Annotated in this window: 16 protein-coding genes; 11 read left to right on the top strand and 5 right to left on the bottom strand. The window is 38.8% G+C overall.

What is annotated here, in order from left to right; translation table 11 throughout:
• Positions 1-4: 4 nt before the first annotated feature.
• From MUA51_RS07695 to MUA51_RS07685, 3 genes are read right to left on the bottom strand one after another with little or no spacing between them, the layout of a single operon-like run.
• Positions 5-283 carry a GNAT family N-acetyltransferase gene (locus tag MUA51_RS07695; protein WP_262559220.1) on the bottom strand — a complete coding sequence of 93 codons (279 nt, stop codon included), beginning with the start codon at positions 281-283 and terminating at the stop codon, positions 5-7.
• A gap of 25 nt (positions 284-308) precedes the next feature.
• The gene (locus tag MUA51_RS07690) at positions 309-1,235 is read right to left on the bottom strand and encodes a manganese-dependent inorganic pyrophosphatase (protein ID WP_262559219.1); all 927 of its coding nucleotides are present in this window, start codon (positions 1,233-1,235) and stop codon (positions 309-311) included.
• A 56-nt stretch (positions 1,236-1,291) separates the two neighbouring features.
• Entirely contained in the window at positions 1,292-1,843 is a 552-nt protein-coding gene (locus MUA51_RS07685) for a cysteine hydrolase family protein (RefSeq protein WP_262559218.1), read from the bottom strand.
• A gap of 73 nt (positions 1,844-1,916) precedes the next feature.
• On the opposite strand from MUA51_RS07685, the gene MUA51_RS07680 reads away from it, so the two are divergent.
• A complete protein-coding gene (locus tag MUA51_RS07680) occupies positions 1,917-3,014 on the top strand; it encodes a glycosyl hydrolase family 28-related protein (RefSeq protein WP_481906499.1) in 1,098 nt (365 codons plus the stop codon).
• Between the two features lie 50 nt (positions 3,015-3,064).
• On the opposite strand, the gene MUA51_RS07675 is transcribed toward MUA51_RS07680, so the two are convergent.
• Positions 3,065-3,865, bottom strand: coding sequence for a prephenate dehydratase (locus MUA51_RS07675; RefSeq protein WP_262559216.1), 801 nt, complete (start codon positions 3,863-3,865; stop codon positions 3,065-3,067).
• A gap of 46 nt (positions 3,866-3,911) precedes the next feature.
• Entirely contained in the window at positions 3,912-4,982 is a 1,071-nt protein-coding gene (locus MUA51_RS07670; protein ID WP_262559215.1) for a nitric oxide synthase oxygenase, read from the bottom strand.
• A gap of 415 nt (positions 4,983-5,397) precedes the next feature.
• Between MUA51_RS07670 and MUA51_RS07665 the strand changes: the two genes are divergently transcribed.
• The 10 genes from MUA51_RS07665 (at position 5,398) to MUA51_RS07620 (ending at position 16,886) form a co-directional block, all read left to right on the top strand.
• Entirely contained in the window at positions 5,398-6,867 is a 1,470-nt protein-coding gene (locus tag MUA51_RS07665) for a nicotinate phosphoribosyltransferase (RefSeq protein WP_262559214.1), read from the top strand.
• Positions 6,860-7,681 (top strand): ammonia-dependent NAD(+) synthetase, encoded by an 822-nt coding sequence (nadE, locus tag MUA51_RS07660; protein WP_262559213.1) that lies wholly within the window; start codon positions 6,860-6,862, stop codon positions 7,679-7,681. Before MUA51_RS07665 ends, nadE begins: the two co-directional genes overlap by 8 nt.
• Positions 7,682-7,725: 44 nt before the next feature.
• Entirely contained in the window at positions 7,726-7,911 is a 186-nt protein-coding gene (locus MUA51_RS07655; RefSeq protein WP_262559211.1) for an NETI motif-containing protein, read from the top strand.
• 224 nt (positions 7,912-8,135) lie between these two features.
• Positions 8,136-9,431, top strand: coding sequence for an adenylosuccinate lyase (gene purB, locus MUA51_RS07650; RefSeq protein ID WP_095117414.1), 1,296 nt, complete (start codon positions 8,136-8,138; stop codon positions 9,429-9,431).
• A gap of 67 nt (positions 9,432-9,498) precedes the next feature.
• Positions 9,499-9,801, top strand: a complete 303-nt coding sequence (locus tag MUA51_RS07645; protein WP_044360637.1) for a YerC/YecD family TrpR-related protein — start codon at positions 9,499-9,501, stop codon at positions 9,799-9,801.
• A gap of 105 nt (positions 9,802-9,906) precedes the next feature.
• Positions 9,907-10,593: a M15 family metallopeptidase gene (locus tag MUA51_RS07640; protein WP_262559210.1), complete on the top strand. Its 687-nt coding sequence runs from the start codon at positions 9,907-9,909 to the stop codon at positions 10,591-10,593.
• Positions 10,594-10,765: 172 nt separating this feature from the next.
• Positions 10,766-11,455 carry a heptaprenylglyceryl phosphate synthase gene (gene pcrB / locus MUA51_RS07635; RefSeq protein ID WP_262559209.1) on the top strand — a complete coding sequence of 230 codons (690 nt, stop codon included), beginning with the start codon at positions 10,766-10,768 and terminating at the stop codon, positions 11,453-11,455.
• On the top strand, positions 11,455-13,653 hold the full coding sequence (pcrA, locus tag MUA51_RS07630; RefSeq protein WP_262559208.1) for a DNA helicase PcrA: 2,199 nt from the start codon (positions 11,455-11,457) through the stop codon (positions 13,651-13,653). Before pcrB ends, pcrA begins: the two co-directional genes overlap by 1 nt.
• Before the next feature lie 3 nt (positions 13,654-13,656).
• On the top strand, positions 13,657-15,663 hold the full coding sequence (gene ligA / locus MUA51_RS07625) for an NAD-dependent DNA ligase LigA (RefSeq protein ID WP_262559207.1): 2,007 nt from the start codon (positions 13,657-13,659) through the stop codon (positions 15,661-15,663).
• Positions 15,664-15,674: 11 nt separating this feature from the next.
• Positions 15,675-16,886, top strand: a complete 1,212-nt coding sequence (locus MUA51_RS07620; protein WP_262559206.1) for a CamS family sex pheromone protein — start codon at positions 15,675-15,677, stop codon at positions 16,884-16,886.
• Positions 16,887-16,961 lie beyond the last annotated feature (75 nt).

Below are 16,961 nucleotides of genomic sequence, written 5' to 3'. Positions count from 1 at the left end.
TGAATTATGCTCTTAATGATTCAAGTGATGCATCTCTATCAAATTGTAACTTAACATAGCTACATGTTGGAATAATCTTCAAATCTTCATGTTTTGCTTTTTCAATAACACGATTGAATAATTGCTTTGCCACACCGCCACCACGTAATTCTGGAGAGACATATGTGTGGTTTACATTGATTGTCTGCGCGTCATGATAAAGGAATGTAATCTCTGCTTGTGGTGCGTGAACATCTTCTCCGATATAGAATTTATTGTCTGTTTCTTTAATATCGTATGTCATAGCCATTCACAACCTTTGAATTAGATTATTTTGTTAGTGCTGTTGTAATAGGTGGGACGATTTGTTTTTTACGTGATACAACACCTGGTAAGAATGCTGTGTTGTTATCTAACGTTGTATCAAATGCTGATGCTACGGTGTCTTTTTCTGCACCGACTACTAAGATTTTAGAGTCACTGTTGATAATGTCAGTGATTGCAAGGACGAAAATATCATAGCCGTTGTCAACACTTGCTTTGTTCATCGCATTTTCAAGTGCTTCTTGACGTGCGAATACTTCGTCAATATCGACTGTGTTTACTTGTCCGATACGCACTGTGTAGTCACCCATGCTGAATGATTTTGCATCGGCATCTAAAAGTGCTTCTTCAGATTTGTCAGCAGTAGATGCACCTGCTTTTAACATATCAAGACCATAAGCATATAGGTCAACACCTGCAATTTCTGCTAATGCTTTTGCTGCATTGACATCTTGTGTCGTGCAAGTTGGTGATTTGAATAATAAGCTGTCAGAAATAATTGCTGAAATCATTAAACCTGCAATTTCTGGACGGATTTCAAACCCTTGTTCTTTGTACATTTTATAAAGAATTGTTGCTGTACAGCCAACAGGCTCAGCACGATAGTATAATGGACCAGCTGTTTCAAAGTTCGCAATACGGTGGTGGTCGATCACATGCTTGATAACTGCTTTATCAATCGTATCAGCACTTTGTTGGAACTCATTGTGATCGACTAAAATCACATCTTGATCTGTTAAATCATCTGTTAATAATTCTGGTGCTGAAACTTTAAAATGATCAAGCGCATACTGTGTTTCAGGACTTACATCACCTAAACGAAATGCTTTTGCCTCTTTGTTACCATTTTGTTGTTCAAAGTCTGCCATAATAATTGCTGATGAAATCGCATCAGTGTCTGGGTTTTGATGACCAAAAATATATGTTGTCATAGTTTCAATCTCCTTATATACTTTTCTCACTCATATTTTATCATGCGTGTATCAGTTTATTCTACCTTTGCGCCTAAAGTATCTTTAAAGTGTGATAATGCCCATTCGTGTCCAACTTGATTAAAAGATGCGACGCCTTCTGTTGGAATAATCAGTTGATATCCAAGATTATAGGCACTCACTGCGGTATGAAGAACGCATATGTCTGTACACACACCTAAAATTTCAACGGTGTCAATATTTCTTTCTCTAAGCAATGCATCGAGCGATGTACCATAAAAAGAGTCGTAACGACGTTTGTCGATAAAGTGCACGTTGCTTTTGGATTGAATTGTGTCATATAGTGCTTTTACTTCACCGTACAATTCACGCCCTGGTGTTCTAACAATATTGTGCGGTGGGAAAAGCTTTGTTTCCGGATGATAAGGGTCATTCTCTTCGTGCAAATCCATTAAGAAAAAGACGTTGTCATCTTGAGCAATATAATCTTGAATACGTTGTACAATAAATGATTCAATACGTTGACCTGCTTCACCACATGTTAACTTGCCATCTTCAGCAATAAAATCATACGAATAGTCTACAACTAGCAATGCACGTTGCGTCATGTTGTTCCTCCTAAAAATTGGGTATATAGTTATTATGTATAGTATAACTTTTATATAGGAGGCGTCCACACAATTGGTTATGAATGTTATAAAATTTGGGGCAACGACACAAAATAGATGGCGAGACACGATGGGTATTCAACGTGCTTTGAATCAAGCGAAGAAAGGGCCAGTTACCGTATACATACCACCCGGAACGTACTATATCGTTAAGGCTTTAAAAATTTATGCAGGAACTACTTTGATTTTAGATGAAGGAGCTACGCTATTGCGTAAAGGACGAGATGCTTTAATTAAAAATGGCTCGAGTTTACGACGTTATCATCACTATGATGGTAACGGCTATATACGTATTCGTGGGGGAACTTTCGATATGAATGGCAATGAATATCCATACAACAATACGGCAATGTGTTTAGGTCATGCACGTGAAGTGGAAGTCGAAGGTGTCACAGTTAAAAATGTTGTCGGGGGACACGGCATTGATGCGTGCGGATTAGATGGCGTTCACATTCATGATTGTCAATTTCTCGGTTTTTACGATGTGAATGGGGATCGTTCATTCTCAGAAGCCATTCAATTAGATTTATTTGTGAAAGGGGCGTTTCCGAAGTTTGGGCGCAATGACGGAACGATTACGAAGCATGTCATCATTGAAAATTGTTACTTTGGGAATTCACAAGAAGGTAACATGCATGCGTGGAATCGTGCTATTGGCTCACACGCGAGTCGTGTGAATCATTTTTATGAGACAATCGTTATTGAAAATAATGTGTTCGATGGCATGCAAGATTATGCGTTAACCCCTTTAAAAGGGAAGAACATATACATTCATCATAATGTCTTTAACCACTGTGAAGGGGGTATTCGCTATTTGGGTGTGCACCAAGGTAAGAATGCGTGGACACTTGATGGGAAAACACAAGTCAAACAAGGGGGCGAAGGGTTTTTCGTACTTCACAATACATTTATTGATATTGGTCCTAAAGATACAATGCATATACGTAGTCACAAAGATGCACCACATACACATGTCGAAATATTAGAAAACACATTTACGGGGAACTGTGCGCCGATCACATTGACAGCGATTCAAGATATGACACTTCAGACGGATAACAATGTGCCTAAAACAAAAGAAAAACAAGTGATGCATAAAATACAAATTTAACAAACAATCCCTTTTCAGTATGTGCTGAAAAGGGATTGTTAATGAATAGATTAATTAAAGCGACCTAATGACTGTATCTCAAAATCCAATGTTTCTAAAATGGTAATGATTTTATTTAAAGCATGTTCGCTTGGACAGTCAGCTTGAACGAAGAATCGATACATACCAAGTTGTGTTTTTAAAGGTCGAGATTCAATCCATGATAGGTTGACGTGAAAGAGTGCAAATGTGTTCAAGACACTTGCTAATAACCCTGGTTGATCTTGTTTCGGTGTAATGACGAGTAAACAAGTGTCGCCACTCTCTTGTGTTGTAAAATCAGCATGTTGCAATACGAGAAAGCGTGTTTGATTGTGTGCATAATCTTCTATATGAGTCGCAAGTGGCACATAACCATAGACTTCACCGCTACCCAGCGGAATAATTGCGCCGGTTGCTTCGTCAATATGATCTAAGGCTGCAATCGTACTCGTTGTATAATCATAGGATAAGTGATGTTGATGAATGAACTTCTGTGTTTGGCTGATTGCGGGACCAATTGAATAGACTTTTTGTATATCATCTAACGCTTGTTCAGGCTTCCCATATAAACCAAATGTAATATCAAGGAGAACTTCATCAACCACAGTAAATGGCTGTTCTACAAGCGTATCTGCCACGATATTAATTGTCCCTTCAATGGCATTTTCAATTGGAACAATTGCTCGACTTGTAGGATCCTCTAATAGCGCAGTCATCACTTCATAAAGTTGTGTTTTAGCGACAAGATTGTTCTGCGGTTGTTCATCACAATATTGTTTGGCTGCCAAGTATGAAAATGTGCCTTGTGGGCCTAAGTAATAGAGATTCATCACAATCACTTCCTGTCCAGTTCATTTTCATATATTGTACATGAAGTTAGTGGAAAGGACACCCTGAAGTTGTCTTTTCTTTGTAAAAAAAGTTCGGTTCACGTACTTCATTGCGGTATCCGTGATGATAGTTTGATGTCAGTGTCGGCGATAGTGGTGGTGCAAGCCATGACCATTTGCCAGTGACAGTACGTCCTTGTTGTGTTTCATTGTGCTCAAATTGTTCAAACTGCTTGGAAGCGGTGAGATGATCAACCATTGACACACCTGCTTGTCGAAAAGACTGATAGACTGCGTCATTGATTTCTACCATCACACGATCTTTGTTAAAGGATGTGTTGCGCAAGTTATCAAACCCCATTGCTTCTGCGAATGTTTCTAACAAATTGTAACGATAACTATCAGTAAAGTTACGCACAGCAATTTCATTCACCATGTACCAACCATTAAAAGGGACCGTTGGATAAGTAATGCCACCGATTTTTAGATCCATACTTGAGATAATGGGTACGGCATACCATTTCAAACCAAGTGCTGAAACTTTCGGATAATTTTTATGTTGAATAGGTACTTCCATAATGAGAGACTCTGGATACGTATGATACTTTATTGGTTGATTAGGCAGTTGATAAATGAGTGGCAAAATATCAAAGTCAGTCCCTTTTCCACGCCAACCCAAATGTTCAGCGAGTTGTGTGATTTCTCTCTCAGCTGGGTCACCTTTGTCTGCATAGCCCGCATATCGAATGAGTTGATTGTTGAAAATTTTAGGACCAGGGATGTCCGATTGTGCAAAAATCGTTATTGTTGGTTTGATACGTCCACCATTTGTTGCATATTCAATATGGTTATGAATTGCATTGATAAAAGTATCTTCATCTTGGATATCTCGTGCATCTTTGACTGTAAGTTTCTCCCAAAATAATCGTCCGATACAGCGGTTGGATTGGCGCCATGCGACACGTGCACCATATGTTAATTCTTCTGTGGTATGTCGATATGTGCCTGTTTCTGCGATTTCTCGTTCAATACTTGCGAGACGTTCGGTACAAGCCTCTTCTGCAAGGTTTAATTCGTTGTACATGTCAGTTATAAATGTGCGTGCTTGTTGTAACATTTTCCCACCTCATCACTTATGATAGTGAAATCTTACCATATAAATGATACTTGTCGTATGAATGTCATGAGATTGTTAGTATTTCGTTGAAAAGAAGATTTGATGTGTGGTGAAAAGGGGTGGGATATAGTGCCTAGTTCTTCACCTTTAAGGTGTAGAAATAAGTGTAATGACAGGTAATGTCTGAAGTGAAAATATTTTACAAACTTCTAGTCACCCTTGCCGGAGTGGGACAACAGTGCTGAGATATTTATAATCTGAGAAGGCGATATAGGGTGTTCCAATCTCTATCTCACTCCTCATTCAGAATTGTACATTTTCTAACTTACTCACAATACACGATAATCATGTATCTATGATATGATTGACGTAACTAATATCAAAAATAACAATGGTGAATAGAGGGAATACGATAATGTATCAATATGATGATGATAGCTTGATGCTACACAATGACTTATACCAAATTAATATGGCGGAATCGTACTGGTTTGATGGCATTCACGAACGCAAAGCGGTATTCGATATCTACTTTAGAAAGATGCCATTCGGGAGTGGTTATGCTGTCTTTAATGGTTTGCGTAGAGTAATTGAATTTGTCGAGAATTGTCATTTCTCACATAGCGATATTGACTATTTAAGATCAATCGGCTATCAAGATGATTTCTTAGCTTATTTGAAAGATTTACGATTTACAGGAAATATTCGTTCCATGCAAGAAGGAGAGCTATGCTTTAACAATGAACCTTTACTGCGTGTGGAGGCACCGCTTATTCAAGCACAGCTTATTGAGACGGCTTTATTGAATATTATTAATTTCCAAACGCTCATCTCTACAAAAGCAAGTTTAATCAAACAAGTCGCACCGAATGATACCTTGATGGAGTTCGGAACACGTCGTGCACATGAAATGGATGCGGCTGTCTGGGGGGCACGTGCAGCAATTATTGGTGGATTTGATTCAACAAGTAATGTCCGTGCAGGTAAACTATTCGATATTCCAGTATCTGGTACGCATGCACATGCTTTTGTTCAAACATACGGTGATGAATATGTCGCATTTAAAAAGTATGCTGAGCGTCATAAAAATTGTGTTTTCTTAGTGGATACATTCCATACACTCAAATCAGGCGTACCAAACGCTATTCGTGTTGCGAAAGAATTGGGGGATAAAATCAACTTTATCGGAATTCGACTTGATTCGGGTGATATTGCATATTTATCAAAAAAAGCACGAAAAATGTTGGATGCAGCAGGATTTCCTGATGCGAAGATCATTGCATCGAATGACCTAGATGAGTCGACAATCTCCAGCTTGAAGGCACAGGGAGCCACTGTGGATTCATGGGGAGTTGGAACAAAGTTAATTACCGCATACCAACAACCTGCATTAGGCGCTGTGTACAAAATGGTTGCTGTTGAAAATGAAAAGGGCGAATACGTTGACCGTATTAAGCTGTCTAATAACGCTGAAAAAGTGACAACACCTGGTGTGAAGCGTGTTTATCGTGTCATTAATACGAAGACGAATAAGGCTGAAGGTGATTACATTACGTTAGAACATGAAGATCCAAATGCAGAATCACCATTGAAAATGTTCCATCCAATTCATACGTATAAAACTAAGTTCATCAAACAATTTAAAGCGGTTGATTTGCACCAAGATATTTTTAAAGATGGCAAACTTGTTTATACATGTCCATCGGAAAAATCTGCGAAAGCGTATTTGGAAGATAATCTGAACTTATTATGGGATGAAAACAAGCGTTATTTAAACCCAGAAGAGTATCCGGTTGACTTGAGTACGGCATGTTGGGAAAACAAGCAGAAACGTATCTTTGAAGTAGCAGAAAAGGTCAAAGAGATGGAGGAAGCATATGAATAAAATGCAAGCAATGATTGTGAATGACATGAAAGTAACACCAACGATTGATAGTGCAGAAACGATTGAGACGATCAAAGACTTCATTAAACAATATGTGAAAGCACATGCATTTGTTAGGACACTCGTGCTCGGCATCTCGGGCGGACAAGATTCGACATTGGCAGGTAAACTAGTGCAACTTGCTGTCAACGAATTGAATGAAACAGCAGAGCAACCCTATACGTTTATCGCGGTGAAGTTACCATATGGTACCCAACGGGATGCAGATGATGTCGAGGATGCGCTTAATTTTATAGAACCTGACCGCATCGTAACGGTGAACATTCAACCGGCAGTCGATCAAAGTGTTGCATCGTTGGAGGCGGCCGGCTTCACGTTGACTGACTTTCAAAAAGGAAATGAAAAAGCACGTGAACGTATGAAGGTTCAATATGCAATTGCAGCCAATACTAGTGGCATTGTCGTAGGCACAGATCACTCCGCAGAAAATATTACAGGTTTTTTCACGAAGCATGGAGATGGAGCGGCAGACATTGCACCACTCTTTGGGTTGAATAAACGTCAAGGACGTCAGCTTTTGAAGTATTTAGGTGCGGCAGCACATTTATATGAAAAGGTGCCAACAGCAGACTTAGAAGATGATAAACCACAATTGCCGGACGAAGTAGCACTCGGTGTCACATACAATGCAATCGATGACTATTTAGAAGGCAAGACCGTGTCACCTGAAGATGCGGAAGTTATTGAACGCCATTTTGTAAGAAATGCACATAAACGTGAACTAGCATATACACGTTTTACATGGCCTAAATGATAGAGGATTGAGACGATATAATACTATAAAGGCGAAGGATACAGATGAAATTTCAAGTTGAAGAAAATGAAACGATACAAGATTGTTTGGCACGCATGAAAGCAGCTGGTTATATGCCAATCAAACGTTTTGAAAAGCCGGTATTTAAAGAGAATAAAGACGGTAGTGTAGAAGTGTTGAGACAAGAAATTATCTTTACCGGAAAGAAAATCGATCATACAGAATCTTAAATAGCGAATCTATGAGAAAACATGCTTAAATCCATAGAAAAGCGAACTTTATAGAAGTCTCACAAACAAAAGTTCGTTTTATAAGTATATTTCAGGCTGTACGATTTATATTTATAGCTATTTAGTGGTTGATTCCGAACGATAAATTTGGTTGAATAGAGAATGTATTGTTATTGTTGGTTTGCTATAATAAAACTATTATTTGAGATAGGAGTTTTTGACGAATGATTGAACGTTACTCAAGAGAAGAAATGTCACGTATTTGGACAGACCAAAACCGCTATGAAGCATGGTTGGAAGTTGAGATTTTAGCGAGTGAAGCATGGAGCGAATTGGGCTATATCCCGAAAGAAGATGTAAAGAAAATTCGTGAGCATGCACGTGTAGATGTTGAACGTGCAAAAGAAATTGAACAAGAAACACGCCATGATGTTGTTGCGTTCACTAGACAAGTATCTGAAACATTAGGTGAAGAACGTAAATGGGTGCATTATGGGTTAACATCAACAGACGTTGTAGACACAGCATTAAGTTATCAAGTGAAACAAGCGAATGATATTATCGAAAAAGATTTAGAACGTTTTATTGACGTATTAGCGGCAAAAGCGAAAAAGTACAAAACAACGTTAATGATGGGACGTACACACGGTGTTCATGCAGAACCAACGACATTCGGTGTGAAGATGGCGTTGTGGTATGCAGAAATGCAACGTAATATGGAACGTTTCAAGCGTGTTCGTGAAGAAATTGAAGTGGGCAAAATGAGTGGTGCAGTCGGTACATTTGCCAACATTCCACCAGAAATCGAAGCGTACGTATGTAAACATCTTGGTATTGCGGCAGCTCCTGTTTCAACACAAACATTGCAACGTGATCGCCACGCGTATTACATTGCAACATTAAGTCTGATCGCAACATCTCTTGAAAAATTTGCGGTTGAAATCCGAAACCTACAAAAAACAGAAACACGTGAAGTCGAGGAAGCATTTGCAAAAGGACAAAAAGGTTCTTCAGCAATGCCGCATAAACGTAACCCAATCGGCTCAGAGAACATTACTGGAATTGCACGTGTCATCCGTGGTTATATCACAACAGCATATGAGAACGTTGCATTATGGCATGAACGTGATATTTCACATTCTTCTGCAGAACGTATCATGTTACCAGATGTCACGATTGCGTTAGACTATGCGTTGAACCGTTTTACAAATATTGTTGATCGTTTAACTGTTTATGAAGAAAATATGACCGAGAACATGAATAAAACATTCGGTCTTATTTATTCTCAACGTGTTTTACTGGCACTTATCGATAAAGGTATGGTAAGAGAAGAAGCTTATGATACCGTACAACCAAAAGCGATGACATCATGGGAAACGAAAACACCATTTAGAGAATTAGTAGAAGCAGACCCTACAATTACGGATAAACTTTCAAAAGAAGACTTAGATATGTGCTTTGACCCTAGACATCACCTTAATCAAGTTGATACAATATTTAAAAGAGTAGGTCTAGAATAGGACAGCTACGCTTTATCTTTTCATGCAATCGTATGAATAGATATTCTAAGATATAGGGGTTGTTTGCATGCAAATTGAGAAGTTACGTGGAAAAGCACTAGATGAATTATTTGACGCTATCCTCACATTAGAAACACGCGAAGAATGCTATCAATTTTTTGATGATTTGTGTACAGTAAATGAAATTCAGTCATTATCACAACGTTTACAAGTTGCCAAAATGATTAAACAAGGCTACACTTATGCAACAATTGAACAGGAGTCAGGTGCATCAACGGCGACGATTTCACGTGTGAAACGCTCGTTACAGTGGGGGAATGACGCCTATACTATGATTTTAGAGCGAATGAATATTGAAACAAAAAAATAGAAGCAAGACAATAACAGCAGAGATATCTCAGTGGAGAGTTCTGCTGTTGTTTTGCGTTTATCACCTTTGAACATCGTTAGAATATGGATATACAGGAGTGCAGGGATGAAGAAATTATTTTTAGCAGCAAGTATCGCATCACTTATGTTATCAGCATGTGGGACACATGATGAGACAGATGAACCAAACAAGCAGCAAGTTGCTGAGAAAAAGGAACAGCACAAAGTGACACGAAAAGACGGTGTGACTTATGTAGACGGACATCTTCTAGTCAACAAGAAAGTGAGCCTTCCGAGTGATTATGCGCCGGGTGAAAATGCTGAAGCAAGAAAACAATTAGATCGAATGATTCAAGAAAGTCGTCAAGACGATGTGAATCTTGTATTTCGAAGTGGCTTTCGCTCTTATGAGACGCAACAACAATTGTATCGGAGTTATGTCTCAAGAGACGGAGAAGCAGCGGCTGACAAGTATAGTGCGAAACCCGGACATTCAGAACATCAATCAGGGCTTGCTTTTGATGTAGGTTCAGTTGACGCGAGCGATGACTTCAAAACATCGTTTGTTAAAACACCAGAAGGACAATGGGTCAAAGACCATGCGCATAAATATGGTTTTATCATTCGTTATCCTGAAGGGAAGGAAGCCATCACAGGATATCAATATGAACCGTGGCATTTGAGATATGTTGGAAAAGAATTAGCACAAACGATCCATAACGAAGAGACAACGCTAGAAGAATATTTTGAAGTTGGACAAAAAGAGACGTTTTTTCGTCTCTTTTTTAAATGATGTACCGGATGTACTTTATCTGAATTACGCAGTGTTTTATAAGATGAAATTTGTGTATGTGTTTCACAGTTTTATACGAAATATCCCCCCTTCAGTTTCTCGCTTCTGACTCCCACACATCTTCTAAAAATGCTATAATATAAGTTACGAAAATTTAAAGGAGACGTGTGTGATGTACGATATAAAACAATGGCGTCATATATTTAAATTAGACCCAGCGAAAGCGATTTCTGATAAGGATTTGGAAGCACTTTGTATGTCAAAAACTGATGCAATTATGATCGGTGGTACGGATGATGTCACTGAAGATAATGTTATTCAGTTGATGAGTCGTGTGCGTCGATATCCACTCCCACTCGTGCTTGAGGTCTCAAATCTTGAGAGCATTATGCCGGGATTTGATTTTTATTTTGTACCAACTGTTTTGAATAGCACAGATGTCAAGTTTCACAATGGACTACTTCATGAAGCATTAAAACAATATGGGCATATGATTAACTTTGAAGAGCTCATCTTTGAAGGTTATGTCGTTTTGAACGCTGAGAGTAAAGTTGCAACGCTAACAAGTGCGACAACAAACTTAGAAGTTGAAGATGTTGAAGCTTATGCGCAAATGGCTAATGATGTCTACCATTTACCCGTACTCTATCTCGAATATAGTGGACAATATGGTGATCCGGATACAGTACAGGCAGCACGTCATTGTTTAACAGACACACAACTATTCTATGGTGGTGGCATTGATTCATTCAAGCGGGCTGAAGAAATGGCACGTATTGCAGACACCATTATTGTCGGCAATGTCATCTATGAAAACATAAAAGAAGCGCTAAAAACAACAAAAATAAAGGAGAGAGCATAATGAATCCACTCTTAAAAAATATGAATACAGAGCAGAGTGAAGCGGTGCGTACAACGGAAGGGCCACTTTTAATTATGGCAGGGGCAGGCTCTGGAAAGACACGTGTGTTAACACATCGCATCGCATATTTATTAGATGAAAAGTCTGTATCTCCTTACAATATTTTGGCGATTACATTTACAAATAAAGCAGCCAAAGAAATGAAAGAACGTGTCCAATCACTCGTTGGTGAAGCTGGAGAAGTCATTTGGATGTCAACTTTCCATTCAATGTGTGTGCGTATTCTCCGTCGTGATATCGATCGTATTGGTATTGAACGTAACTTCACAATTATTGACCCAACAGACCAAAAATCTGTCATTAAAGATGTATTGAAGCGTGAAAATATCGATTCAAAACAATATGAACCAAGATACTTTATTTCACAGATCAGTAATTTAAAAAATGAATTAAAGTCACCTGCAAAAGCAATGGAAGAAGCACATGACTATAAAGCTATCATGGTCGCAAAAGTGTATGAAGGATATCAAAAACAATTAATTCGTAACCAAGCGTTAGACTTTGATGATTTAATTATGACAACGATTAAATTATTTGAACGTGTCCCAGATGTATTAGAATATTATCAAAATAAGTTTCAATATATTCATGTCGATGAGTATCAAGATACCAACAAAGCACAATATACATTGGTGAATATGATTGCGAAAAAATTTAAAAACTTATGCGTAGTCGGTGATTCCGATCAATCGATCTATGGTTGGCGTGGTGCAGATATTCAAAATATCTTGTCGTTTGAAGAAGATTATCCGACAACGAAGACGATCTTTTTGGAACAAAACTATCGTTCGACGAAAACAATTTTAACCGCAGCCAATGAAGTCATTCGTCATAATAGTGAACGCAAACCAAAAGGTCTTTGGACATCTAATTCAGAAGGAGAACAGATTCATTATTATGAAGCGACAAGTGAACGTGATGAAACACAATATGTCGTGAGAGAAATTTTGAAAAATCAAAAACAAGGCAAGTCATTGAAAGACATGGCTGTTTTATATCGTACAAATGCGCAATCTCGTGTGCTAGAGGAAACGCTCATGAAGTCGAATATCCCGTATGTCATGGTTGGTGGCATGAAGTTCTATGACCGCAAAGAGATTAAAGACTTATTAAGTTATTTGCGACTCATTGCGAATAGTGCTGATGATATTAGTCTAGAGCGTATTATTAACGTACCAAAGCGTGGTATTGGCTCATCTTCTATTCAAAAAATCAAGGACTATGCAAACGATCATGAAATCAGCATGTTTGACGCATTAGCTGAAGTTGACTTCATTGGTTTATCCAAAAAAGTGACACAAGCCGCAGCGGAATTTTATATGCTGATGTCAAATTTGATGAAAGAACAAGAGTTTTTAGAAATCACAGAGATTGTTGATGAAGTATTAACGAAGTCAGGCTTCAGAAGTATGCTTGAAAAGGAAGATACGTTGGAATCACGTAGTCGTTTGGAAAACTTAGATGAGTTCATGTCGGTACCAAAAGATTATGAAGAGAATACGCCACTTGAAGAGCAGTCACTCATTAACTTTTTAACTGACTTATCGCTAGTCGCAGATGTTGATGAAGCAAACTTTGACGAAGGTGTCACATTGATGACGATGCATTCTGCGAAAGGGTTAGAATTCCCAGTTGTGTTCATTATCGGTATGGAAGAATCATTATTCCCACATATTCGTGCGATTAAGAGTGGGGATGATCATGAAATGGAAGAAGAACGTCGTATTTGCTATGTAGCAATCACACGTGCAGAAGAAGTCCTCTACTTAACACATGCAACGTCAAGAACATTATTTGGTAGACCACAATCAAACGTTCGTTCACGCTTTTTAAACGAAATTCCAGAAGATTTATTGGAAAGACCGAAACCGAGCGTATCTATTGCGCCGCATAAACGCACAGGTCAGCCGAAAAAACGTGGCTTTAGTCAGCGCACAACAGGAACAACGGTTGGTGCAGCAGCGACAACGACTGATTGGCATGTAGGTGATAAGGTCATCCATAAAGCATGGGGCGAAGGAATGGTCTCAAATGTCAATGTCAAAGGAGATACAGTCGAACTTGATATTATCTTCAAGTCGGAGGGACCGAAACGTCTCATTGCTCAATTTGCGCCGTTGCAAAAGAAGGAGGATTAATAGATGACAGAACTGAAAAAAAGAGTTGCAACTTTACATCAGTTGCTTCACCAATATAACTATGAATATCATGTTCAAGATAACCCGAGTGTGCCAGATGCCGAATACGATCAGTTGTTGGCAGAACTCATTGAGATTGAAGCGGCACATCCTGAGTTTAAGTCATCTAACTCACCGACTGTCCGAATCGGTGGACAAGCACAATCCACTTTCAAAAAAGTACGACATGATACACCTATGCTAAGTTTAGGGAATGGATTTAACGAAGACGATTTAAGGCGTTTCGATCAGCGTGTAAGAGAAGCGGTCGGATCAGTCACCTATATGTGTGAACTGAAAATTGACGGACTTGCCGTATCGTTAAAATACGTAGACGGTGTCTTTGTTCAAGGGCTTACACGTGGAGACGGAACAACAGGTGAAGATATTACCGAAAACTTAAAAACAATCTATGCGATCCCTTTAACGTTGGAGCGTCCGATTTCATTTGAAGTACGTGGAGAAGCCTATATGCCACGTAAATCATTTTTAAAATTAAATGAAATAAAAGAGAAAAATGACGAGCAGCCATTTGCCAATCCTAGAAATGCCGCTGCAGGATCATTACGGCAACTAGATTCAAAGCTAGCAGCTGAACGTAAGTTGGATATCTTTTTGTACAGTATCAATGACTTTACAGAGCTGGATGCATCATCGCAAAGTGAAGCTTTGGCTGAATTGGATGGCTTAGGCTTTAAAACGAATCCTGAGCGCCGTGAAGTATCGTCAATTGATGATGTTCTCGAATATATTGCATATTGGACAAATCATCGTGCATCGTTGCCATACGACATTGACGGTATTGTTATCAAAGTCAACGCAATAGAACATCAAGAAGAAATGGGCTTTACACAGAAATCACCACGCTGGGCAATTGCATACAAATTTCCTGCAGAAGAAGTCGTTTCAAAGCTTTTGGATATCGAGTTAAGCATTGGACGTACAGGCGTTGTCACACCGACAGCCGTTTTGGAGCCTGTTCGTGTAGCGGGTACAACCGTTTCACGCGCATCATTGCACAATGAAGACTTGATTCACGAGAAAGATATACGTATCGGTGATAGTGTCGTTGTCAAAAAAGCAGGCGATATTATTCCAGAAGTGGTACGAGTCGTTCTCGAACGCAGACCGGAACATGCCGAAATGTATCACATGCCGACGCATTGTCCGAGTTGTGGTCATGAACTCGTGCGCATTGAAGGTGAAGTCGCACTGCGTTGTATCAATCCAAAATGTCAAGCACAACTCGTGGAAGGGCTGATTCATTTCGTCTCGCGTCAAGCGATGAATATCGATGGACTCGGAACGAAAATCATTGAACAACTGTACCACAACGAACTTATACGTGACGTTGCAGATATTTTCCAACTGACAAAAGATGATCTGTTACCACTTGAACGTATGGGTGAGAAAAAGGCAGACAACTTACTAGCTGCTATCGAAGCATCTAAACAACAATCTTTAGAACATTTATTGTTTGGGCTTGGTATACGACATCTCGGCGTCAAAGCGAGCCAAGTGCTTGCCGAAAAATATGAGACGATGACACGATTGATGTCTGTCACAGAAGCTGAGCTTACAGAAATTCATGACGTCGGTGAAAAACTTGCACAATCATTTGTGACATATATGGCCAATGAAGATATCAAAGCCTTGATTGAAAAGTTACAATCACGTGGTGTGAACATGTCTTATACGGGAGAAAAGCTTTCTGAAGTAGAAGGTCACCCAGAATTTCATGGAAAAACAATTGTATTGACTGGTAAGCTTCAACAGATGACAAGGTCTGAAGCAGGTCAATGGTTGAAGCGACAAGGTGCTAAAGTGACAAGCAGTGTGACAAAGTCAACAGATCTTGTCATTGCTGGCACAGATGCTGGGTCAAAGCTAACAAAAGCAGAGTCACTTGGAACACCAATATGGGATGAACAAACATTTATTGATAAACAAAACGCAATGCGTGAGGAATGAGGGAGCAGGCAATGAAACGAACAATTGCGATGATGTTGGGGCTAAGTCTTATATTAACAGCCTGTGCACCGACAGATGATGAACAATCTGAAGAGAAACAAGATCAAGAACAAACCAATTCATCTAAGAAGCAAACAAAAGTGAAAGAAATAGCAACAGATCAAAATGTACAAGGTGATAACTACCGTACGATTTTACCATTCAAAGAGAGTCAAGCACGCGGTCTTGTCCAAGAAAAGATGGCGAATGGATATAATGGTGAAGACTTTGAAAATGGCTTATTAAAGATTAGCCAAGAAGTTTTTCTAACAGATCAGTATTTATATCAAGAAGGTCAATTTTTAAATAAAGATACGATTCGAGCATATTTAAAGCCGAAATTTACGAAAAAAGAAATTGATAAGATGAGTGATGAAGAGAAAGAAAAATCGAATGCCAATGAAAATCTTGGACTCAATCCTTCTGTAAATGGAGAAAAGAATCCAGAAAAAATTGCTAAAAATACACCAGCACTTCTATCAAATATATTAGAACAAGACTTTTATAGTACGAGTGATACAGAAGGAAAAGAAATTGAAGGAATGACAATTGGTCTGGCGATGAATAGTGTCTACTATTATCAAAAAGAAGAATATGGCGAAACATATAGTGAAACGTTGGATACGAAAATGGTCAAAGAAAAAGGTCAGGAAATGGCTGAAGAGATGTTATCTCGCCTACGTGAAAATAATGAGTTGAAAGATATTCCGATTACCTTTGCAATTTATATTCAATCAAGTGAAGAAGACATCGTACCAGGTCAATTTGTAAGCTATGCGGTATCAGAGAAGAATGGTGCGAAGTTGAATGATTGGAAAAAGGTCAATGAACAAACGGTCCTACTCCCTTCAAGTGAAGCAGCTGATTTAGATGAAGGTTTGAATTCAAACTTTCAAGATTTTAACAGCAGTTTGCAATCATATTTTAATAACTTTACACAAGCCGTTGGTAAGGTTAAGTTTGTAAACAAAAAAGCAGACAATCTTGTCGTTGATTTACCGATTGATTACTATGGAAAAGCAGAATTGATTGGGATTACTCAATATGTAACACAGTTGGCTGAAAAAGATTTAAAAGATGTGCCTATTTATGAGATTCATATTAAGGACGGCAGTGAGCCACGCGCACTTATTACAAAAGGTGAAGATGACTCAGAACCTAAAGTGCATATCTATAATCATTAACGTAAAAAACTCCGGGTCTTAATCTTTTGTGGTGGGATGGCATGAACTGCTGTCCCGCCCTTTTTTGTTTTTTAA

Source organism: Staphylococcus sp. IVB6214 (assembly GCF_025558585.1).
Taxonomy (GTDB): domain Bacteria; phylum Bacillota; class Bacilli; order Staphylococcales; family Staphylococcaceae; genus Staphylococcus.
This window is presented reverse-complemented; position numbering and strand designations above follow the sequence as displayed.